Genomic DNA, 19,277 nt, shown 5'->3' with positions numbered 1-19,277 from the left:
CGGTACGGGTATCGCGCACGAGGGTTCCGGTCTGTGGTGGGTCGGAGACGGTTGCGGTTGCGGTTGCGGTTGCGGTTCACGGGATCACACCCTTGGATTGCAGGGCATCGTCGATCTGGCTGCTGATGGTGGCGACCGTGCTTTCCGGTGTGATCCCGGAGGGTGGGGAGAGCGCGTGGGAGATCACGATCGACACGTTCTGGTAGGCCGGGGTGATCGGGCGGACACTCGCCGACTGCAGGGCGTCGAGCACCTCTTGGGCGAAGGGGTACTGCTCGACGAAGGTCGCATCGTCGTACAGGGCCCGCAAGGTCGGCGGCAGACCGCCCTTCAGCGCCGCGGTGAGCTGATTCTGCCGGTCGCGCAGGCACAAGGCCGCTTCGAAGGACAGGTCGGGGTGGCGCGAGTAGGTGCTCACCGCCAGGTCGATGCCGCCGATGGTGGGCCGTGACGGCCGGCCGGCGTCGACGCGGGGGTAGGGGGCCCAGGCGAAATTCTTAAACAGCTGAGGATTGTTCGCCTTCATCGACGGATAGACGAACGGATAGTTGAGCTCGAATGCTGCCACGCCCGACTCCATGGCCAGCCGGTTCTGATCCTCCATCTGATTAGACAGGGAGGGGTCGGCAGCCGGGGAGTTCGCCATGTCGCGCATGACGCCGGCGGCCCGTACGGCGGGCGGGCCAAGGGAGGCTTCGTTGGCACTCGGATCGAGGATGGATCCGCCCGCGCTGCTGACCATCGTGTTGAACCAGACGGTGAGCCCTTCGTACTGGGCACCCTGGATCTCCACGTAGTGGGGCTTGCCCTGCCGGGCCAGACGGCGCGCCGTGTCCAGCATCTCCGACCATGTCCTGGGCGGTGTGGGCACCAGGTCCTTCCGGTACCACAGCAGCTGGGTATTCGTGTTGTACGGAACGGCGTAGAGCTTGCCCTTCCAGGTCGCCGTCTGGAGGGGGACGCGCAGGGTGCCGTCGGTGGCCTGCTGCTTGGCCCGGCCCGTCCACTCGCGGATCCAGCGGGCCTCGGCGAACTCGGCGGGCCAGGTGACGTCGAGGCCCAGGACGTCCATCGAGTCGTCCTCGGCGGCAAGCCGACGGACGAGCTGCTGGCGCTGGCCGTCGGCGGCACGCGGAAGCTTGTTGTAGACGATCCGGTAGCGTCCGCCGGACTGCTTACCGCACCGGTCGGCCGCACTCTGCAGGGCGCCCGAGTCGTCGGGGAAGTTGTACCAGTTGATGGTGACCGGGCCGGAACCCCCACCGCCGTCGCACGCGGCGAGCGGGGACGCCAGCAGCGGCAGTACAGCAAGGGCTCTCAGCCACCGCTGCCGCGCGGTGAGCGCCTTCCTGCCCGGAGCCCGCTGGTTTCCGCACCCGCGCACGCGACGACACCTCGAATCCGGGTTGGGGACACCGGACCGGGCCCGGCGCGCTTCCGTGACCACGCTAAGCCGTCAAAGCGTCACATGACGCAACATCAGCCTCTAAGTCGCCCACATCGCCCACATCGAATACGGCATCCGTGCCCGTCCCACCACATCCGGGGCGGGCGTGCAGCCCGAACGGGGACAGGGTCTGGTAGCCCCGGCCGCATCCTGCCGGTGGTTGCCGTCTGCTGTGTGCGCCGATCCGGCGTGTCTGCCGGTCACGTACGCCCGGAGACGAAGGTGCTGCGCGGGCCGACGAGACCCTGCGAAGTCACCCCGACCTGCCGGCCCGGCAGCTGACCTGCTCGGTCTGCCGTGCGACTGATGAGTCGCCCTGACATATCTCACGACCGCCGGCGTTGGACCGGCCGGCCGCGGCGCGGCTGCTGCTTGTCCTCCCGTTCACGGGCTGCGTACGCGGCCTGCCGACGGGGTGTGGTGGGCTTCCCGACCGGGGGGGACGCCGATCGTCTCCAGAAGCGTCCGGGTGCGGGAACGGCCGAAGCGCCGGAAGATCGCCCCGGCCGGGCTGCGCTCCTTGAGCTGCTGTTTCATGCCGGTGACCACGCCGTCGTCGTAGGCGTCCCCTGTCAGTGCGGCCTGGTCAGCTCGGTCAACTCGGTCAGCTCGGTCAGCTCGGTCAGCTCGGTCAGCTGCACGATGACAAGGTCCGGGTCGCGCGGGCCGACGAGGCCGGTTGCCTCTCGGACGATGTCGGCCATGGTCACTTCCGGGTGGCGCATGCTTCCGGCGTGGACGTCACCGCTGTGGACGAATTGTCCGGTGGCCTGCATCTCCTGTGCGGTGTCGGGGCGAACCGTGTGGAGGACGAGAACCACAGAGGAGAGAGCGTGACCGACACGGGCGTAGGCAGGGGGCGCAGCGCTGCCGAGAAGCGTGGTATCGATTGCACAGGCTGGTGATCACCGATGACGAGATGGGCGCCCCGGCCCGATGGCGGACGGCCTGCGGGTAAACCTTGCTCCCACACCTGGACGGCGGACCCACCCCCGCTGAGTGAGACGTGCGCGTCCTGCGCGGCGCGCGGAAGCGCACCGGCTGTGGCTGATCTGCTGCTGTGCCTGACGTGCGGCCACGTGGGCTGCAGCGACAGCTCTCCTGGCGCGCACGCCACGGGCCACTTCGACTCCAGCGCACACCCGGTCGCACGCACCCTGGCACGTGACCGGGAATGGGCCTGGTGCTACGAGGACGAGGTGTATCTGGACCGGCTGGAAGAACCCGTGCCGCGTTCCGCCCCGCGGACGCCCGAGTCGGTCTGGGACTACCCGAGGCCGCCCGTCATGCGGGAGGACGACCGTGTGGTGCGGGTGGAGTGCGCAGGACAGGTGGTGGCCGAGACCCGCAGGGCCATCCGGGTACTGGAGACCAGCCATCCCCCCGTGTTCTATATCCCGCCGCGGGACGTCCGTACGGAGCTTCTGTTCCCGGCGGTCGCGGGCCGGACCTGGTGCGAATGGAAGGGGTCGGCCCGGTACTGGGACGTCGTCCGGGGAGACGACGTACGTGCTCGCGCCGCGTGGAGCTATCCCCGACCCGAGCCCGGCTACGCACCCCTCGCCGGCTTCCTCGCCTTCTACCCGAGCCGCGTGGACCGCTGCACGGTTGACGGGGAGGAGGTGACGGCGCAGGAGGGGGACTTTTACGGCGGCTGGATCACCGCAGAGGTGCGTGGGCCGTTCAAGGGCGCACCGGGCACCCGACTGTGGTGAGACGGCGACGGTGAGATCCGCTCGGCCGAGGACCGCGGCCGCCTCCACCTCGGCGAGAGCGCGGTGGACGCACACGGGCCCGGTCCAGCTCAGTTGAAGCGACCGAGCCGAGGCTCATTGCGCCGGACCGAGCAATTCGGGGCATCCCCCGTTCTCACCAGAGAGCCGGACGCGTGTGTGCACGAGCAGCCCGGGGCCCGCGCGCGGGACGACTCTGGCGTCATCCCGGGCTGGGCCGACCTGGCGTGCTCGGCCCTCGCCATGTTCCTGCTGGAACGAGTCGGAGATCGTCTCCGCGGCACCGGCCAGGGCTCCCCTGCTCTAGCCGTCGGCGCCGGCCTGCGTCGCCTGTCCCGCGAGCTCCGTCAGCCCGACCGGCTTGCGTGGTCCGGCTTCCAGGTCGAGGCGGTTGCAAGCCTCGGCGAAGCGAAGGTAGGTGTCGACGCTGGCCACCACGATCCGTATGTCGATCTTGAGTAGCTCGATGCCGACGAGAGAGACCCGAATGCAGGCGTCGATGACCAATCCGCGGTCAAGAATCAGTTCCAGGACGTCGTACAGGCCACTGGAACCGCCCCCACCGCTCTGCTGCGTCGCCACGGTCATCGCCGGCCAACCCCTCACCTCTTACGCTGTCCCCTCGACGCCTACCCTTCACTGCGACGCAGGCCATGCGTACGGATAGCCCGGCCGCCCGCGATCAAACGTCGTTGCGGGCTGAGCGAGGGGTCAGGCCTCGCAGACGACGCCCCTTTAGCCGGCCGGTAGCGGTGAGGACGGCGGTACGGCACGCACATCCGTCGAAGGCAGCGGGCAGCGGGCAGCGGTCGCCCGTGGGACGGAAACGCGTCGGGTATCCGGGGGACCTGGCTGCCAGGGGCGGAGTCGCAAGGGCGGTCATGTGGTCGGCCGCCGCGATGTCCACCACCCCCGTCCCGGACGCACCGAGAACAAGGGCTCAGCCACGCTACCGGTCGACAGGCCGTTCGTCTCGCGCGCCCGCTTGCCTGGTGAGGCAGGGCGCCGCTGGGAGGCCGAGCAGGGCCTGAACCTCGAGCTCGACTCATGTGTCTTTCACGTCGATGCGCCCCTTCACGACGACGTCGTCGTGAAGGGGCGCATCGACGTCCGACCCCGGTCGGGCGCGGGCTGGTCGGCCCCGGCCGTGCCGCCGTCCACGGCCGTGGTGTGGGGCGGCCTGCCGGTCTGCGGGGTGGACAGGTCCTCGGGGTCGGGTGCGGTCCGCGCGGTCATCGCGGGTTCCTCTCGGCTTCGACCTCGATGGGCTCCCGGCTCGTTGGAAGCGGCCCGGGCGTGTCTGTGACGCGTGGCCAGAAACAGATCGGCGGGGCGCCACACGCGTGGCMCCCCGCCGATGACGCCGCGTCAGCCGGTGGGCATCAGGACGCTGTCGATGATGTAGACGGTGGCGTTGGCGGTCTGGACGTTGCCGCAGACCACCTTGACGGAGTCGTTGACGGTGTAGGACTCGCCGGAACCGGAGGTCGTCACCTTCGACTTCTCCAGGGTGTCGAAGGAGCCCTTCTCCAAGTCCTTCGGAGTCAGCTTCTGGCCCACGACGTGGTAGGTGAGGATCTTCGTCAGCTGGACCTTGTCGTTGAGGACCTTGTCCAAGGTGGCCTTGGGGATCTTGGCGAAGGCGTCGTTGGTCGGGGCGAACACGGTGATGTTCTGGGCGTTGTTGAGGGTGTCGACCAGTCCGGCCTTCTTCACCGCGGCCACCAGTGTGGACAGGGCCGGGTTGTTGGACGCGGCGGTGGCGACCGGGGCCTGGGCCATGCCGTCGAAGGAGCCGGCACCGGTCTTCGGCACCGCCGAACAGGCCGTGCCGAAGGGCTGGTCCGCCGAGGCGGTGCTGCCGGAGCCGGCCATGCCGTCGTCCGAGGCGGAGACCGACGCCTTGGTGGAGGAGTCGGAGGACGTGGAGTCGCTGCCACTGCCGGAGCAGGCGCTCAGTGCAAGGGGCAGGACGGCCGCGGCGGCCAAGGTCACGGCGGTACGGCGGATACGGGTGTTCATGGTGGTTCTCCTGTTGGTTGGAGCAGCCTGAGCTGCCTCGACATGGGGAAAGGGGAAAGTGGCTTGGGAGGTCAGTCGACGGTCACGACCACGGAGTGCCATCCGCTGGCGCCGTCGGGGATCGTGCGGGTGCGCTTCTCGGTCTGCACCGCGCCGGTGCGGTCGGTGGCTCGCACGGTGAGGGTGTGGCCGCCCTTGGTGGCCTGCCAGGGGAAAGTCCACTGGCGCCAGGTGTCGGCCGTGACCTCGGCGGCGAGTCGGGCCTCCTGCCAGGGGCCGTCGTCGACGCGGATCTCGACCTTCTCGATGCCGCGGTGCTGGGCCCAGGCGACGCCGCCGACCATCACCGTGCCCGTCGCGGGCCGTGCGAACGGCTTGGGCGTGTCGATGCGCGACTCCGTCTTGACGGGCGCCTTGCGGGCCCAGCCGCGCTTGACCCAGTAGGGGTCGTAGGAGTCGAACGTAGTGAGCTCGATTTCCTTGATCCACTTACAGGCGGAGACGAAGCCGTACAGGCCGGGCACCACCATGCGGACCGGGAAGCCGTGCGCGAAGGGCAGGGGTTCACCGTTCATGCCGAGGGCGAGGAGGGCGTCACGGCCGTCCATCACGTCCTCGACCGGGCTGCCGATCGTCATGCCGTCCACGGAACGGGCCACCAACTGGTCGGCGTGGCCGCCCTTCGAGGGGGGCTTCACCCCGCACTCGGCCAGCAGGTCGGCCAGGCGTACGCCGATCCAGAGGGCGTTTCCGACGTAGGGGCCGCCGACCTCGTTGGAGACGCAGGTCAACGTGATGGCGCGCTCGACCAGGTCGCTGCGCAGGAGATCGTCGTACGAGAGCGTGACCGGACGGGTGACGCCCTTGCCGTGGATCCGCAGCTTCCACGTCGTCGCGTCCACCTTGGGCACCACGAGGGCGGTGTCGACGCGGTAGAAGTCCGCGTTGGGCGTGACGAACGGGCTGAGGCCGGGGATCCGCGGTCCCGCGCCCTTCGGCACGGCTGGGGCGGGGGATGCGGGCGCGGGCAGCACCACGTTCCGCCGGGAGGCGACCGCGTCCCGGCCGCCGGCCCTGGACAGGGACCGGCTCAGCAGACCGGCTCCCGCCGAGGCCATGGCCGCCGTGCTCGCCGCGATCACGAAGCCGCGGCGGTCCCAGTCCCCAACGGAAGGGACCGTCGGGGGCGCGCCGATTTCCGTACGGCGTTCGAGGCGGCCCGTGAGCACGTACAGGAGTACGGCTCCGGCGACGGCCCCGGCCACCGAGGGCAGCGCGTCCGTGACCCCGGTCGAGTCGGGCCTTCCGGTCGCCGCGAGCGCTCCCACGGCCCCGAACAGCAGCACACCGGCCGCCGCCGTGCGGCGGAACCACAGTCCGACAATTCCCAGGGACATCGCGAAAAGCGCAAGGACGGCGAGAATTCCCAGCTGGAGGAACAGTTTGTCGTCCGTGCCGAAATGTCGGATCGCCCAGTCCTTGACCGCGGCGGGCGTGCGATCGATCGCGGCGCCGCCGACGGCGACGACCGGACCGGCTTGCGGGCGGACCGCACCCGCCACGGCCTCGGCGACCGCGAGCGCTGCACACCCGGCCAGGGCACCGCTGAGCGCGCCCAGCAGGAGCCGGACCGGACCGGGTCGGCGGCGGGGATTCTTCTCGTTCTCGGTCACGTGGGGAATCCGGTCCTGAAACCCCGCCGGATTGGTCGCACCCACGATCGGATGAATTTTCTTTTCCCACCAATCCGCGCCCTCTTCGGCTACGGATCACCCATAGAATCTCTATTCTTTTGGCCGGTCGTCGAATGCGACGGCGGTCGCCGGCATCCGTCGGGCCCTCGCGGCCCGAAGTCCCGCGTGACGGCGAACGCCCCACGGTGTCCAACGCTTGAGAAGACCGACCTTCGTAAGACGGGACGAGAAGAGCCGCCCAGGGAGCGTTTTCAGTGTGGTCACTGATCGGGTGACGGGGGCGGGGTGACGTCGGGTGCGCAACGGACAGGGCTCCCGTGCCGTTGAGCGAGGTGTTCGACGTCTCAACTCAGCAGCTCAGGAGCCCTGTCGGTTCCGTATCCTGCCGCACTCGACCTGCCCCACGCCCTGGTCGAGTGGGTCACGATGCTCATCGTCACCCGTGAGGGTGGCCGGCGGTGCAAACTCCCGCCGCACCGCCGTGCGCACTCGTGTACCTGCGCCGCCATGACACCCTCGCCCGTATCGCCAGAGCGTTCGGGACATCCGTCGGCACCGCCTACGCCTGTGTCACCGCGGTCACCGGTCCGCTCGCCGAGCAGGCGCCCGGCCTGCTGAAGACGCTGCGCGCGCACGACCCGGACTTCGTCCTCCTGGACGGCACGCTCGCCGAGTGCGACCGCGTCGGCGACGGCAGGGCCGACTACTCCTCGAAACACAAGCGGCACGGGGTGAACGCGTGCAGGTCGTTACCGACCCGGCCGGTGAGATCCTGTGGCTGTCGCCGGCACTGCCGGGCCGGACCCACGATCTGACGGCCGCCCGCACCCACAAGATCCTCCGGATCTGTGCGCGCCAGGGCGTCCCGATCCTCGCCGACGTGGCCTACATCGGTGCGGGCGACTGTGTCACCACCGCCAAGCGCCGCCCGCCAGGCGGTGAACTCACCCTCACCGAACGGACCGAGAACCGGGCCCTGTCCGCGGCCCGGGCACCTGTCGAACGAGGCATGGCACGGCTGAAGTCCTGGCAGCTCTTCCGCAGATCCCGCATCAGCCCCGACCGCATGAGCGTCATCACCAAAGCCGTCCTCACCCTGGAAAAGCAACGCTGAAAACGCCCAGTGGCCGGGGGCCCGCGCACCGAGCGCACCACCGGACCGCACTCAGCCGGGGAAGGCCATCAAGGCGAGCGGCGTGGTGGTGGGCTGCTTCGAGCCGCCCCCGGGTTCGACGGTGACGCCCATGCCCGACGCCCGGTCGACGTCGCCTTGCATCAGGACGGCCTGGTCACGGCGGTCGGGATCCATCAGCCCGGCGGGCCGCATGGTCCCCCCGTCGTCGAACCAGAGTTGGTAGACCTTGCCGCCGGGCGGACGGGCCATTCCCGAGACGACGAACACGGCCCTGTCCCGGCTGTGGGAGACGACGACCGTACCGGTGGCGCCTCCGGCCAGCTCGGTGGCCCGCGTCCGGGCGTCCGGCGCCGCGAGTACGGCGGCGATCTCGTCGGCGCTCCGGGACGCCTGGCGTGCCTCGGCGCGGGCGTCCGCAGCCTGCTGGTGCTGCCACACGGTCGTCCCGCCGAGCGCCGCGGCCGCGGCGAGGAAGGCGGCGAGCGCCCATCGGGACAGCAGCCGGGCCTTCAGCCCGGCACGCTCCGGGAGGACCCGGAGGGGCGTGCCGGGCGTGTCCTGGCGGACGGTGGTGATCCGGCGCAGCACCTGCTCGCGCAGCGCCGGGTAGGCGGGCGCGGTGACGGCCAGTCCCAGCCGGGCCGCGGTCGCGCTCAGCTCGGCCGTTTCCTGCGTGCAGGGTTCGCAGCCCACGAGGTGCCGTTCGAACGAGGCGTTCTCCTCGTCGGACAGGGCGTGCAGGGCGTACGCGCCTGTCAGCCGGTGCAGGTCGATGGTCGTCACGCGGTCACCCCCAGGCAGTCGCGCAGCCGGATCAGTCCGTCGCGCAGTCGGGTCTTCACGGTCCCCAGCGGGAGCCCCAGCGCCTCGGAGACCTCGCGGTAGGTCAGGCCCCGGTAGTAGGCGAGAGTGACGGACTGGCGCTGGAGTTCGGTCAACGTGCGCAGACAGCGCCGCACCTGCTCCCGCTCCAGCCGTGCCTCGACATGCTCGGCTACCTCGTCGTACTCCGGCACCTTGTCCAGCAGTGCGGCCTTGTGGTCCCGGGCCATCGCGGCGTCCACCGAACGCACCCGGTCCACCGCCCGGCGGTGCGCCAGCGTGAGGATCCAGTTGACCGCGGTCCCGCGATCGGGCCGGTAGCGGGGAGCTGTCCGCCACACCTCCACCAGGACCTCCTGGGCCACCTCCTCCGACTGCGCGTGATCCCGCAGCACGGCACGCACGACGCCCAGCACCGGGCCCGCCACGATGTCGTACACGTGGGCGAACGCGTCCTCGTCCCCCAGAGCCACCTGCCCCACGAGTTCCTGCAGGTCAGGCCCCTCAGAGGGTTTTCTGATGATATGCACTGCTTCTTTCACCGAGGGCCTCCACCGTCGGGACATGTCCGGGCTTAATCCGTTCCCGCAGGCCACTTGGATTGGTTGCGCTCGTGACCAATTCTCTGACGGCGATGACGGAGGTCCGGGACCAGCGCGGTCCGGGTCAGCCGGTGGGGTGCGATCCACCTCACGGGACGGAGCAAGGCTGCACGACCGCTCCCCTGGGCACGCCCAAGTTGAGCGGCAGTGGCTCGGATTGTCCATCCGCGGTCTTCTTGAGCCGTATATGCACTATTTTCGGCTTGATGAGATCGTTCGGCGCGCACCCGAGGACGTCACACAGCGCGACCAGGGTGCCTGTGTTCATCCGCTCGAGCGGCTGCGTCACCGTGCGGCAGACGGGCTCGCGCGGCAAGGTCACGCCGCGTTCCGCCGGGAGCCCAGCAGGTCCGGGCAGCGCAACGACCGCTCAGCCCATGCGGAAACCCACGCCTGTTCAACACCCTTCAGAACGTGAACGGCGGTCCGACCCCTTCACACGCCCTCCGAACAGGCTGAGCGGGCAGGCAGACACGTATGTGCGGACCGCCGGTACGGCGGTGGCGGCGCCCGGAGAGGCACCGGTCAGCCGCGCGCCGTTGGAGCACGGCACGCGGCTGGGGCCGAACCTGACGGCCTGATCGCTGCGGCAGGTTCGGCCGGCGTCCTCACTCCCCGCCGGCGGACCCGGGCGAGGCCGCACTGTGTGCCGGCAGGGGAAGGACGATCTGGGACTGGCCCACTACCGGGGGCGGTGGGGTGGTGTCCTGGGCGGGGATGCCGGGCGGGTTGGTCGACGGGGAGAGAGCCTTGTCGAAGTCGACGAGGCCGGTCTTCTCCACGATCGTGATGTGGTCCATGACGGTCTCGTTGGTCTTGTCCGCCAGGACGCGGATCAGCGAGTTCTTCGTGGTGGTGCGGACGCCCGCGATCGTGGAGAGGATCTGCCCTTGTGCCGCGCGCAGGATGGTGGCCATGTCGGCATCGAACTGCTTGCCCGTGTCGCCCTTCAGTTGGGCTACGAAGCCCAGTTGTTGCGGCGAGGGCTGGTTGGGCAGCGTGATGTCCAACTCGCCGGCGACGCCGCGGCAGACGGCGTCCAGCGAACCGTGCCCGGCGATCAGGTGCTCCCCGGCGGTCTTGACCGCCTTGGTCGTGCCCTTCTGTACCGCCATCTGACCGACGGGGTACTCCCACAGTCCGGCCGCCCGCACCTGGACCACGAAGTCCCGGTCGGCTTCCGTCAACGGTCCGGTCGCCGGGCGGGCGATGATCCGGTCGGGTGCGCTGCCGACCTTCTGAACTCCGAGCATGGAGGGGTAGAGGAGCGAGCCGAGAGTGAAGGCGATCCCACCGCCGAGGAAGAAAGTTCCCGCGACTTTCCGTGAAACGAACACCGTGTCTCCTGATCCGGATCGGATCCCGCACGCGCAGAAGTACGGATACGGACCCCGGCAGAATCTCTTGGATTCGCAATGGGTTCGCAAAATCGACCAGACGGCTTGGAGGATGCCGCGGAGCGGGTGAATACGCCGGCGTGTGCAATATGAACGGATCTCGCACCGTTGCGGCATGTGTCGTTCGAGGGCTCAGCTCAACGGCACCGGCCCCTCGTGGTCGATGTTCCTGGCCAGTGGACGGCAGCGCGCGACCCGGGCGTCGCCGCCCGTCGAAGCCATTCCGGCGGCGCAGAGAGGGGCCGTTCGGCCCCAACTGCGAGCGGAAACATGGGCCGTTCGCCCCTATCGGGATGGGGCGTCCTTGCGGCGATCATGTGACGGCGGCCGGGAAGGGCCACATCCATTCCCGCACACACGGCGCTTCCCGGCTCGTCAGCGACGTAAGCAGATATGGAGGGTCGAGGCCCTGCACCATGCCAGAGACGTGAAGGGTCAATCGGTCGCTCCTGACGGTCACAGTGAGAGACTTGCGATGAGCTCTTCGCGACTGTTGACTCCAGTTTTCCGGTACACGGACTTCAGGTGATCATTCACAGTGTGCAGTGAGATATTCAAACTACGGGCGATCTGCTTGACAGCCGCCCCATCGAGAGCACATTCAATGACCGCTTGCTCCCTGACGGTCAGTCCATACAGGACGGCAGCCGCGGGCAACGGCACGTCGGAGGAGGCGGGTTGAATAGTCACTGCAATGCTGCCGGAAAGCGTTTCACCGAGCGGTTGGGCCTGCAGGACCATCCAACCGTCGGGACCGGGTACGCGACTCAGCGCCTGCCTCCCCGGATGGCGCGCAGCCAGCGCAATATTCCAGATGTGCGCAAATAACTCCTCGTCGTCTACTGTCGCGCTTTTCGGTGCGAGCCGGCTCACCCACTCGCGCCCCGTCCCGGTCACAGCGCTCACGGTGTCATGCCTGTCGATCAGCACGACACCCGGCGCAGGTGCATTGCGGACGGGACGCAAGAATCGGCTTGCGACATGCTGCCTCAATGCCGCGGCCAGAGTTCCGGAGAGCTGCGTGGCACGCAGTGATTCGGCCATCGTGAAAGGTCTGCCGCCTCTTTCCCTCAGCAAGACCAAGACCCCCCACGCCCTGCCTCCGAGAGTGAGCGCGATCCGCATTTCACTTCCGACCTCAGTGGCTTTCATTATCCTTTCGTGTTCGAGACTGAGGTTTCGCGAGCTCGGGAGGTCTCGCGCCGCGAGGACGGCAACGGAGCGGGAACTGCGCATCATGCTGGTCACCGTGTGCTGCTCCTGGCCCAGGATCTCCTCAGTCTCCAGCGCGCGGTAGAAAGCGGCTCCGTAACCATGTTCCTTGGCCAGGAAACATGCCGCTCCTGTTAGCGGGTCGATGCCTCTCAACATGTATCCGTCGTGCGGGAGAAACCGTTTGATCCACTGTGAGATAACACTCCCCAGCTCCGCAGTGGTGGCGGTTTCTGCAGTGGCCGCCGAAAGGGTATGGGGCATAGACCTCGGAGAAGACTCCACGGGGACAGCGTGGATCGGCGCATCGCGCCGATCCAGCCATGTGGGAATTTTGACCGACATCGAAGCGTTCTTGGCGAATTTTCGACCCCCCAAAAAACGGAACCGGAGGTCTTGGTTCCCTTTAGCACCGCCAAGCCGCCGGCCCGAGAGAGCCCTTTCGGCACCAGAAAGATCGACTCACACCGTCAGCACTCCGGAATGCTTCTCTCGTGGAATGCTTCGTTCCCGTCTACGTACGCACCGTACGTCCATCCTTCGACGAACAACTCCTGCCCGGTGGTAGCGGTGTAACGCTCGGACAACGTGTGGTACCACACGTTTCCACGGTTGTTTATATTGTCGCCACGATCCCAGCAGTCCGCGAAGATGGAATCCCCGGCCCGAAGATCCGGAACTCCCACCTTGCCGTCGCGCGTATGAGCCGTCTTGTAGACGCTCGGCCCGAAGCCCGTGGTGACCGGAATCACCGCTGCAGCAGACGCGCTCCCCGTCGCCAGCGCCAGAGCACCAGCGCTCAATGCCGCCACAACGGCACCACGACCCCATATGGCGAATCTCATCGTCGTCTCTCCCTCTCCCGAACAGTCCTGCTGCGGTGTGTTCGCCTCGGAGCATGCCCGGACGTGGGTGATGGGTGAATCCCCAGAACTAGGGGGTGCCGAAGCTGCGACCGCGATGGACAAACCTGTCCATCCAATGGGCCGACAGGTTGTCTCGCATGGCAGGTTTCGCGAGCTTCTTGTAGCCGCTCAGGGTGCGGTGACCATGGCCCGCCCTCGGCTCTGCCAGTCGTTGCGGACCATGTAAGGGATCTTGAGACCATGACCAGCCCATGGCAGGCTGATGCCGCATGATCGATGAATTCGCGAAGGACAACCTGCACGGGAGACTGCGGCGGGACCGCAAGGCACTGCTCTGGAAACTCGAGGGCCTGTCCGAATACGACACCCGTCGACCTTTGACCGCGACCGGGACCAACCTCCTCGGCCTGGTCAAACACATGGCCGGCGTCGAGGCCAGGTACTTCGGCGAGGTCTTCGACCGCCCCTCCCCCGAACCGTTACCCCGGTGGCAGGACCACGCAGGCAGCGATCTGTGGGCGACCGAGGACGAGACCCGCGATCAGATCATCGAGTTCTACCGTCGCACGTGGCAACACTCGGACGTGACGATCAACGAGCTTCCCCTCGACGCCCCCGGCCACGTGCCGTGGTGGCCGGAGCCGCATCCCCGCACGAACCTGTTCGCCGTCATGGTCCACGTCCTCAGCGAGACCAACCGGCACGCCGGGCACGCCGACATCCTGCGCGAAGGCGTCGACGGCCGAACCGGGATGCGCCCCGAACATGAGGTGCACATCGATGAGGAGGCCCGCGCCGCCTACTGCGCGAGGATCGAGCAGGCTGCCAGATCAGCCGCGTCAGTCGAGGCATAAAAGGCTGCGCCGCGTGCCGGAACCGGGGGCCGCCGAGGCTACACGCCGGTGGTGCGGGTGCGGGTGCGCGGCCGCGGGTTCCGGGCGAGGGTCGATGGCGGGCATGACCTACTGCAAGCCTGGTGAGCCGTCCCAGCTGTTCTATGCGGTCCGGGAGTACACCGGGTGCAGGGGCCGGCCGAAGGGCTTGGGCTGGCTCGATTCCCGTGATCTGATCCTCCGGGCCCGCATCCGGCTGGGTGATCATGCTGACTTGGGACAACGTCCGACTGCATCTGACGAAGCCGCTGCGGGAGTTCATCGACGCCAACGCCGAGTGGCTCACCGTCGTTCAGCTATGTGGTCAGGCGCCCGGCCTCAACCCGACCGACGGCGTGTGTCCCTGGTCAAGCGCGACATCGGCAACCTTGCCGCGCCGGCTCGGCCCCTGGGCACCTGACTCTCCAGGCCTGGGCCCGACTGTGTCGCTCGTCCGGCGACAGGAGACGATGCAGCCCACGTCGGCGCACGAAAGCGAGCACCTCAATGACGGAACCCGCTCCGATGGATCTGATCCACCTCGCCGATCCGGATGGGAACCGCTGCGTCGTGCGCGTCACAGGACGGTCCCAGCCGGGCGTGCTGACCGGCCACGACATTCTGCACGCGAACGTGCTTGTGTCCGCGAGTTTCGTCGACGCCCGCCTCGACCTTTACCTCTTCCAGCGTGATTTGGACTCCTGGGAACAGGAGCTGTCCAACCTGGGACCAGGCCGGACGGTCAGCATCGGCGGAGACCGCGGCCTCAGCCTCGAGATCCACGTGCACGACGACGGCCGGCTGTCGATCCAGGTCAGCGACCCGGACCGCCTGACGGCAGCCCTGGGAACCCGACCCGAGGAAGACTGGATCGCCGAGCATCGCGGGCGCCTGGAACAGGTCCGACTGACCTGGCCCAGCGAAGTCGTCGAGACGGCACCAGGGGCTTACGAGTGGAGCCCCCATCGCAAACCGTGACCACCACGATGGGCAGCAAGCCGCCCGGAATGCCGCCCCCGGACACGGCACCGCGGTGGTACCTGTTTCTGAACTCCCATTTGCCATAGGCCTGTTGGCGACCTTGGCGGGGTGGGGTGGCCCGCCGTATCGGGCGTGGGCAAGGGGGCTGGAACTGTCCGGCTCTCACCTGCACTGCCGGGCCGCACCCACGACCTGACCGCCGCCCGAGCCCACCGAATCATCCGGATCTGCGAGGGCCAGAGCGCCCCCATCCTGGCCGATCTCGCCTACCAGGGCGGCGCTCCCTGGCTGACCACGGACGTCAAGCGCAGGCCCCTGAAACTCAGTGGGCGGTGCGGGGCAGTACAGCAAGGGCTGTCCGGGCGATATCGGTCAGCGTGTCCTCGCTCACTCCGGCCTTGCCCAGCGCTTCGATGCCGCGCAGCACGGCGAGCACCAGCGCAGCCAGCTTTCCCGGATCCGCGTCCGCGGCGATGTCGCCGTTGCGCTGGCAGGCTGCGATGTCGCCCTCCAGTAGCGCCTGGAGCGCCTCGATGGCCGCACGCGCCCGCTTGGCCACCGTCTCGTCGTGTTCGGCCAGCTCGGCGGCGCCCTTGGCCAACAGACATCCGCGGCGGGCGGTGTCTGCGGCAGTCGCCGCCGCCACCGCGTACACGTGGGCGGACAGCCGCGCGTAGGCGTCCGCGTCGTTGCCGCGCAGTTGTCGGCGCGCAGCGTCGACGACGGAGGTGCAGTAGTCGTCGAACACGCGGTGGAAGAGTTCCTGCTTTCCGCCGAACGCACCGTACAGGCTGCCTTTGCCGAGCCCTGTTGCCTCGGCGATGTCTTCCATGCGCGTGGCGGCGTACCCACCCGACCAGAACCGCTCCCGGGCAGTGTCCAGTACCTGCTGCTCGTCGAACTTCCTGGGGCGCGCCATGGGGACAGCCTACCGATTCTTGACTCGTTCGTCCATAACGTCTAGCGTTATGGACGAACGAGTCAAGAACTGAGGAGTGGGCGTGTGATGACCGAAGTACTCGCAGGGAAGGTCGCGGTGGTCACCGGAGCGGGCAGCGGCATTGGGCTGGCCATCGCCAGGCGGTTCGCCGCGGAGAGGGCACGGGTGTTCCTGGCCGGTCGCCGTCAGGAGTCGCTCGACGCGGCCGTCGCTGAGATCGGGCCGGCGGCCACCGGTGTGAGGACCGATGTTTCGGTACAGGCGGACCTCGATGAGCTCTACTCTGTCGTGCGCGAGGAGGCGGGTCGCGTCGACGTGCTCGTCGCCAACGCCGGCAGTGCTGTCCCTCAGCGTCTCGGTGAGATCACAGAGGAAGCCATCGACGCCACCTTCGGTACGAACGTGAAGGGCACGATCTTCACCGTGCAGAAGGCGCTGCCCCTGCTGTCGGACGGCGCATCGATCATAGTGACAGGGTCGACCAACGCGCTCTCCCCGGGAACCAGCCTGGCAACTTACGGCGCATCGAAGGCAGCAGTGCGCAATCTGGTGCGCAGCTGGGCGCTCAGCGCGCAGGAACGGAAGTTCCGGGTGAACGTGCTGACCCCGGGCCCGACCGAGACCCCGGGCCTGGTCGGCGTCGTAGGCCCGGATCACCAGCTCGCCGCGCAGGTGCCACTCGGCAGGATCGGCCACCCGGACGAAATCGCCGCCGTGGCGACGTTCCTGGCCTCGGACGCTTCCAGCTTCGTCAACGGCGCCGACTGGTTCGTCGACGGAGGCCTGGCGCAGGTCTGACCGCGCCCTTCAACCAGCGCGAGAGCGCGCCACAACACACCACGTACCAGGAGGAAAAGTGAACGCCACCAGCGATATTCAGAAGCGTCGCGAAGAGATAGCTATCAACTACTTCCGCATGGTGGACGCCGGCAACCCTGCGGTTATCGACGTCTTCACGGACGATGCTCGTATGTTCTACCCGAAGTTCGGCATCGCATATGGGAAGGCGCAGATCGGAGCGTTCGCTCAGGGTCTCGGCCGGGGAATCGCGTCGCTCAAGCACGAGATCGAGGGCTTCACCGTGTTGTCGTCCGGGAACTACGTGATCGTCGAGGGCGTGGAAAGGGGAACAACGACGTCAGGCGTGGACTTCCCTGACGGTGTTTCCTCCTTCGGGCTGTTCTGCAATGTGTTCGAGTTCGAGGGTGAACTCATCAAGAGGGTCCACATCTACGTGGATCCGGACTTCGCCAACACCCATACCGAAGGTGTGGCTTGGGGTAAGTCGGTGCAGAACAGCATCGCCAGCCTCTAGTCGACAGCCTGCACCGTGGTGTCGTCATGGGGGCGGGGGCCGCATGGCGACGAGGTCGCAGTGCTCAATCCGGGAACCCAGTGTGCGGCTGGGCGGACAACCGCAGTTGGACGCCCAGGGACGGTTGACCGTGGCCTTCCTCGGTGAGGGGGCACCCCCGACCGGCTGACCGGGCATGGCCGGTGGTGGGACAGTGGTCTTCCCCGGGTCAGGAGCAAGGAGAGGACGCTGTCCTTGGAACCGGTCAGTCCCGCACCGTTTCGCAGGGTGCCGGCTGTCCGTTCCTGCGGGAGCTTCGACGGTGATGCGCCTGGTCATGATGGTGATCGCCGCCCAGGTGATCAGTGATTCCGAGTGCTGGATGAGCCGTTCGTAGTCGCGTGCGTGCCGGCGGGCGTGCATGATCCGGGCGAGCGAGCGTTCGGCGACCCAGCGGCGGGGCAGGACGACGAACCCGCTCGCGTCCTTCGGGCGGCTGACCGTCTTCAAGGTCAGGCCCAGTAGGGACTTCGACGAGGTCACGAGCTGTCCGGCGTAGGCGGAGTCGGCCCAGACGATCGTGATCTCGGGGCGCATCAGCCACAGCCGGAACAAGACCTCCTTCGCGGCGTCGCGGTCGGTCATGTCGGCCGGGGTGACCATCACGAACAGCGGCAGGCCCTTGGCGCCGACGACCAGGTGCCGCTTGCGTCCGTTGATCTTTTTCGCGCCGCCGTAGCCGCGCGAGTCCCGTCCGACGGTCTCTGCGGCCCTGACCGACTGGGAGTCGATCACCGTGGAGACCGCTCCCGGGGCCCGGCCCATCTCGCGGCGGATGCGTTTGCGCAGCTGGTCGCGGATCTGTCCGATCACCCGAAGGCGGCCCAGCGGGCCATGAAGCCGTAACACGCGCGCCAGGGCGGGAAGTCCTTGGGCAGGGCCCTCCACGTGCAGCCGGTATCGACGACGTAGCGAATCGCGTCGACGATCTCGCGGCGCCGAGGGTGCGTCGCCGGACGTCCTCCCCGTCGGCATCTCGCAGGCGGCCGGGGGGCGGCGGCAGGGCCTCGATGAGCGCCCATTCGTCGTCCAAGGTGTCGGACGGATAGCAGCGGGACCTGCCCATCCACGAACCTCCCCTCACCAAGTAAGGGGGTTGGGGCCGGCCCCTTCGCGGCCGGCCCCCTCAGCCGTTGATGTGGTCGGCGATGATGTCGAGCGTGGATTCGACCGAGCCGAGCTGGGTGTTGAGGTGCCTGATCCACCGTCCCTTCGCTGGAGGGCCGCGTGCGAGCCGACGACAGCAGTGATGAAGCGGCGGATCTCGGTGAGCTTCTCTCTCACGATCGCCAGTTCGTAGGCCTGGAGTTCGTCCGTGTCGGTGCAGAAGCGGTAGCCGTCCTTCTTCGTCCAGATCAACGGCGGCCAGCTGCGTTCGGCGATGATGTCGCGCAGGCAGGCCAGGCCCGCGCGGGCCTGGCTGGGCGTCAGCTCGCTGGAGCGGACGAGCCGGACGAAGGTCAGCGCGGCCGGACGGGCTTCGAAGAGCACGAACCGGATGGTGTCGGCGTACCGCTGGGACGCCGCCGATCTGCGCTCCGAGGCGCGCGGCACCGCCCTATTCGCCTTGCAGGAGGCGGGCCGGTTCCCCGTCGACGTCGACCCTTCCGGTGTCGACGGCCGTCTCGATCCGGTCGAGGGTGGCGCGGACGCGGGCGATGCCTTCGCCACGTTCGGCGGCAGCACACGGCGCACGCGCGGAGGTCACGGATGCGCCCGGCGGCGCTGCCCCGGCCGGTCGCCCGAAACGACCGACCGGTGCGACGAGCACTTGCCGCGCCGGAGTTGAAAACGTTCCTTCCGGCGGGCGAACATCTGAACCCCGGACGAAACAGCGAGAAAGTCACCACACGCGCGGGGTTGTACGCCGCACGGAATCCGGATTCGTCGTATCAGCTGAGCTTTGCCTTCTCTCTTGCACCGGGCGCTCGGTCTGCCGCTAGCTGGTGTTGCGTCCGCTTCCCGGCCCCGGCTCCCGATGAGCCCGGACCGGAGCGGCGGCCCACCGGGCGGTCCCGGGGCCGCCGTCGCTCGGGGAAGTGGCCGGCAACCCGAATGTGAGGAGTGGTCGTGAAGAAGGCCTACGAGGCACCCACGCTCGTCCGGCTCGGCACCTTCCGCAAGGAGACGGGGCTCCTGGGGCGCTCCGGCAACGACCGGCTGATCCTGAGCAAGAACTGACGACGGCGGTCCTCGACCC

General features: G+C 68.2%; 19 protein-coding genes and 6 pseudogenes. 8 read left to right on the top strand and 17 right to left on the bottom strand.

The window, feature by feature from the left end; genetic code table 11:
* Positions 1-76: 76 nt before the first annotated feature.
* The 3 genes from BG482_RS14395 to BG482_RS14390 all read right to left on the bottom strand — a co-directional run bounded on the left by BG482_RS14395 (position 77) and on the right by BG482_RS14390 (position 2,268).
* Positions 77-1,321: an ABC transporter substrate-binding protein gene (locus BG482_RS14395; protein WP_069769453.1), complete on the bottom strand. Its 1,245-nt coding sequence runs from the start codon at positions 1,319-1,321 to the stop codon at positions 77-79.
* Positions 1,322-1,831: 510 nt separating this feature from the next.
* Entirely contained in the window at positions 1,832-1,996 is a 165-nt protein-coding gene (locus tag BG482_RS43915; protein WP_176741376.1) for a hypothetical protein, read from the bottom strand.
* Between the two features lie 23 nt (positions 1,997-2,019).
* Positions 2,020-2,268, bottom strand: a complete 249-nt coding sequence (locus BG482_RS14390; protein ID WP_141746576.1) for a hypothetical protein — start codon at positions 2,266-2,268, stop codon at positions 2,020-2,022.
* Between the two features lie 90 nt (positions 2,269-2,358).
* On the opposite strand from BG482_RS14390, the gene BG482_RS46140 reads away from it, so the two are divergent.
* Positions 2,359-3,162, top strand: a complete 804-nt coding sequence (locus BG482_RS46140) for a DUF427 domain-containing protein (RefSeq protein WP_079141809.1) — start codon at positions 2,359-2,361, stop codon at positions 3,160-3,162.
* A gap of 240 nt (positions 3,163-3,402) precedes the next feature.
* Here BG482_RS46140 and gvpJ read toward each other — a convergent pair.
* The 4 genes and pseudogenes from gvpJ to BG482_RS14370 all read right to left on the bottom strand — a co-directional run.
* Positions 3,403-3,768, bottom strand: a pseudogene (gvpJ, locus tag BG482_RS14380) (gas vesicle protein GvpJ); the annotation flags it as partial.
* 486 nt (positions 3,769-4,254) lie between these two features.
* Entirely contained in the window at positions 4,255-4,416 is a 162-nt protein-coding gene (locus BG482_RS40990; RefSeq protein WP_256096364.1) for a hypothetical protein, read from the bottom strand.
* A gap of 132 nt (positions 4,417-4,548) precedes the next feature.
* A complete protein-coding gene (locus tag BG482_RS14375; protein WP_069769396.1) occupies positions 4,549-5,202 on the bottom strand; it encodes a fasciclin domain-containing protein in 654 nt (217 codons plus the stop codon).
* Positions 5,203-5,273: 71 nt separating this feature from the next.
* Entirely contained in the window at positions 5,274-6,875 is a 1,602-nt protein-coding gene (locus BG482_RS14370; RefSeq protein ID WP_069769395.1) for a sulfite oxidase, read from the bottom strand.
* Positions 6,876-7,322: 447 nt separating this feature from the next.
* On the opposite strand from BG482_RS14370, the pseudogene BG482_RS14365 reads away from it, so the two are divergent.
* A pseudogene (locus BG482_RS14365) lies at positions 7,323-8,010 on the top strand (transposase family protein).
* Between the two features lie 51 nt (positions 8,011-8,061).
* Here BG482_RS14365 and BG482_RS14360 read toward each other — a convergent pair.
* From BG482_RS14360 to BG482_RS43435, 6 genes are all read right to left on the bottom strand, one after another.
* Complete coding sequence (locus BG482_RS14360; RefSeq protein ID WP_069769394.1) at positions 8,062-8,814, bottom strand: anti-sigma factor domain-containing protein; 753 nt, start codon at positions 8,812-8,814, stop codon at positions 8,062-8,064.
* Positions 8,811-9,395, bottom strand: coding sequence for a sigma-70 family RNA polymerase sigma factor (locus BG482_RS14355; RefSeq protein WP_069769393.1), 585 nt, complete (start codon positions 9,393-9,395; stop codon positions 8,811-8,813). Before BG482_RS14355 ends, BG482_RS14360 begins: the two co-directional genes overlap by 4 nt.
* A gap of 148 nt (positions 9,396-9,543) precedes the next feature.
* Complete coding sequence (locus tag BG482_RS45165) at positions 9,544-9,777, bottom strand: helix-turn-helix transcriptional regulator (RefSeq protein ID WP_107450548.1); 234 nt, start codon at positions 9,775-9,777, stop codon at positions 9,544-9,546.
* Between the two features lie 286 nt (positions 9,778-10,063).
* Positions 10,064-10,792, bottom strand: coding sequence for a DUF4142 domain-containing protein (locus BG482_RS14345; RefSeq protein WP_370745785.1), 729 nt, complete (start codon positions 10,790-10,792; stop codon positions 10,064-10,066).
* 516 nt (positions 10,793-11,308) lie between these two features.
* Positions 11,309-11,896: a helix-turn-helix transcriptional regulator gene (locus BG482_RS45160; protein ID WP_176741374.1), complete on the bottom strand. Its 588-nt coding sequence runs from the start codon at positions 11,894-11,896 to the stop codon at positions 11,309-11,311.
* 638 nt (positions 11,897-12,534) lie between these two features.
* Positions 12,535-12,909, bottom strand: coding sequence for a hypothetical protein (locus BG482_RS43435; protein WP_141746574.1), 375 nt, complete (start codon positions 12,907-12,909; stop codon positions 12,535-12,537).
* Positions 12,910-13,199: 290 nt separating this feature from the next.
* Between BG482_RS43435 and BG482_RS14335 the strand changes: the two genes are divergently transcribed.
* From BG482_RS14335 to BG482_RS40980, 3 genes and pseudogenes are all read left to right on the top strand, one after another.
* A complete protein-coding gene (locus tag BG482_RS14335) occupies positions 13,200-13,784 on the top strand; it encodes a DinB family protein (protein ID WP_069769391.1) in 585 nt (194 codons plus the stop codon).
* Positions 13,785-14,327: 543 nt separating this feature from the next.
* Positions 14,328-14,780, top strand: coding sequence for a DUF5959 family protein (locus BG482_RS14330; protein ID WP_079141806.1), 453 nt, complete (start codon positions 14,328-14,330; stop codon positions 14,778-14,780).
* A gap of 159 nt (positions 14,781-14,939) precedes the next feature.
* Positions 14,940-15,104: pseudogene (locus tag BG482_RS40980) on the top strand (IS5/IS1182 family transposase); the annotation flags it as partial.
* Position 15,105: 1 nt separating this feature from the next.
* Here BG482_RS40980 and BG482_RS14325 read toward each other — a convergent pair.
* Positions 15,106-15,702 (bottom strand): TetR/AcrR family transcriptional regulator, encoded by a 597-nt coding sequence (locus BG482_RS14325; RefSeq protein WP_069769389.1) that lies wholly within the window; start codon positions 15,700-15,702, stop codon positions 15,106-15,108.
* A gap of 87 nt (positions 15,703-15,789) precedes the next feature.
* On the opposite strand from BG482_RS14325, the gene BG482_RS14320 reads away from it, so the two are divergent.
* Together BG482_RS14320 and BG482_RS14315 are read left to right on the top strand one after the other, a co-directional pair.
* Complete coding sequence (locus tag BG482_RS14320) at positions 15,790-16,521, top strand: SDR family NAD(P)-dependent oxidoreductase (RefSeq protein ID WP_069769388.1); 732 nt, start codon at positions 15,790-15,792, stop codon at positions 16,519-16,521.
* Positions 16,522-16,579: 58 nt separating this feature from the next.
* Positions 16,580-17,038 (top strand): nuclear transport factor 2 family protein, encoded by a 459-nt coding sequence (locus tag BG482_RS14315; protein ID WP_079141805.1) that lies wholly within the window; start codon positions 16,580-16,582, stop codon positions 17,036-17,038.
* Between the two features lie 299 nt (positions 17,039-17,337).
* Here the strand turns inward: BG482_RS14315 and BG482_RS42605 are convergent.
* The 3 pseudogenes from BG482_RS42605 to BG482_RS45155 form a co-directional block, all read right to left on the bottom strand.
* A pseudogene (locus BG482_RS42605) lies at positions 17,338-18,143 on the bottom strand (IS5 family transposase); the annotation flags it as partial.
* Between the two features lie 60 nt (positions 18,144-18,203).
* Positions 18,204-18,631, bottom strand: a pseudogene (locus BG482_RS14305) (RacP protein).
* Between the two features lie 4 nt (positions 18,632-18,635).
* A pseudogene (locus tag BG482_RS45155) lies at positions 18,636-18,743 on the bottom strand (DUF6192 family protein); the annotation flags it as partial.
* Between the two features lie 404 nt (positions 18,744-19,147).
* Here BG482_RS45155 and BG482_RS42595 point away from each other — a divergent pair.
* Positions 19,148-19,258: a keywimysin-related RiPP gene (locus BG482_RS42595; RefSeq protein ID WP_107102704.1), complete on the top strand. Its 111-nt coding sequence runs from the start codon at positions 19,148-19,150 to the stop codon at positions 19,256-19,258.
* The last annotated feature ends 19 nt before the right edge of the window (positions 19,259-19,277 follow it).

It is taken from the genome of Streptomyces sp. LUP30 (assembly GCF_001746365.1).
Taxonomy (GTDB): Bacteria; Actinomycetota; Actinomycetes; order Streptomycetales; family Streptomycetaceae; genus Streptomyces.
Note: the sequence above shows the minus strand (reverse complement) of the source record. Positions and strands in the feature narration are given on the sequence as shown.

Excerpts from the sequence above, each read along its gene's own strand:
- BG482_RS46140 (WP_079141809.1), top strand. The coding sequence starts at position 2,359 with ATGACGAGATGGGCGCCCCGGCCCGATGGCGGACGGCCTGCGGGTAAA.
- BG482_RS40990 (WP_256096364.1), bottom strand. The coding sequence starts at position 4,416 with ATGACCGCGCGGACCGCACCCGACCCCGAGGACCTGTCCACCCCGCAG.
- BG482_RS14375 (WP_069769396.1), bottom strand. The coding sequence starts at position 5,202 with ATGAACACCCGTATCCGCCGTACCGCCGTGACCTTGGCCGCCGCGGCC.
- BG482_RS45160 (WP_176741374.1), bottom strand. The coding sequence starts at position 11,896 with ATGGCCGAATCACTGCGTGCCACGCAGCTCTCCGGAACTCTGGCCGCG.
- BG482_RS43435 (WP_141746574.1), bottom strand. The coding sequence starts at position 12,909 with ATGAGATTCGCCATATGGGGTCGTGGTGCCGTTGTGGCGGCATTGAGC.
- BG482_RS14335 (WP_069769391.1), top strand. The coding sequence starts at position 13,200 with ATGATCGATGAATTCGCGAAGGACAACCTGCACGGGAGACTGCGGCGG.
- BG482_RS14330 (WP_079141806.1), top strand. The coding sequence starts at position 14,328 with ATGGATCTGATCCACCTCGCCGATCCGGATGGGAACCGCTGCGTCGTG.
- BG482_RS14325 (WP_069769389.1), bottom strand. The coding sequence starts at position 15,702 with ATGGCGCGCCCCAGGAAGTTCGACGAGCAGCAGGTACTGGACACTGCC.
- BG482_RS14320 (WP_069769388.1), top strand. The coding sequence starts at position 15,790 with ATGACCGAAGTACTCGCAGGGAAGGTCGCGGTGGTCACCGGAGCGGGC.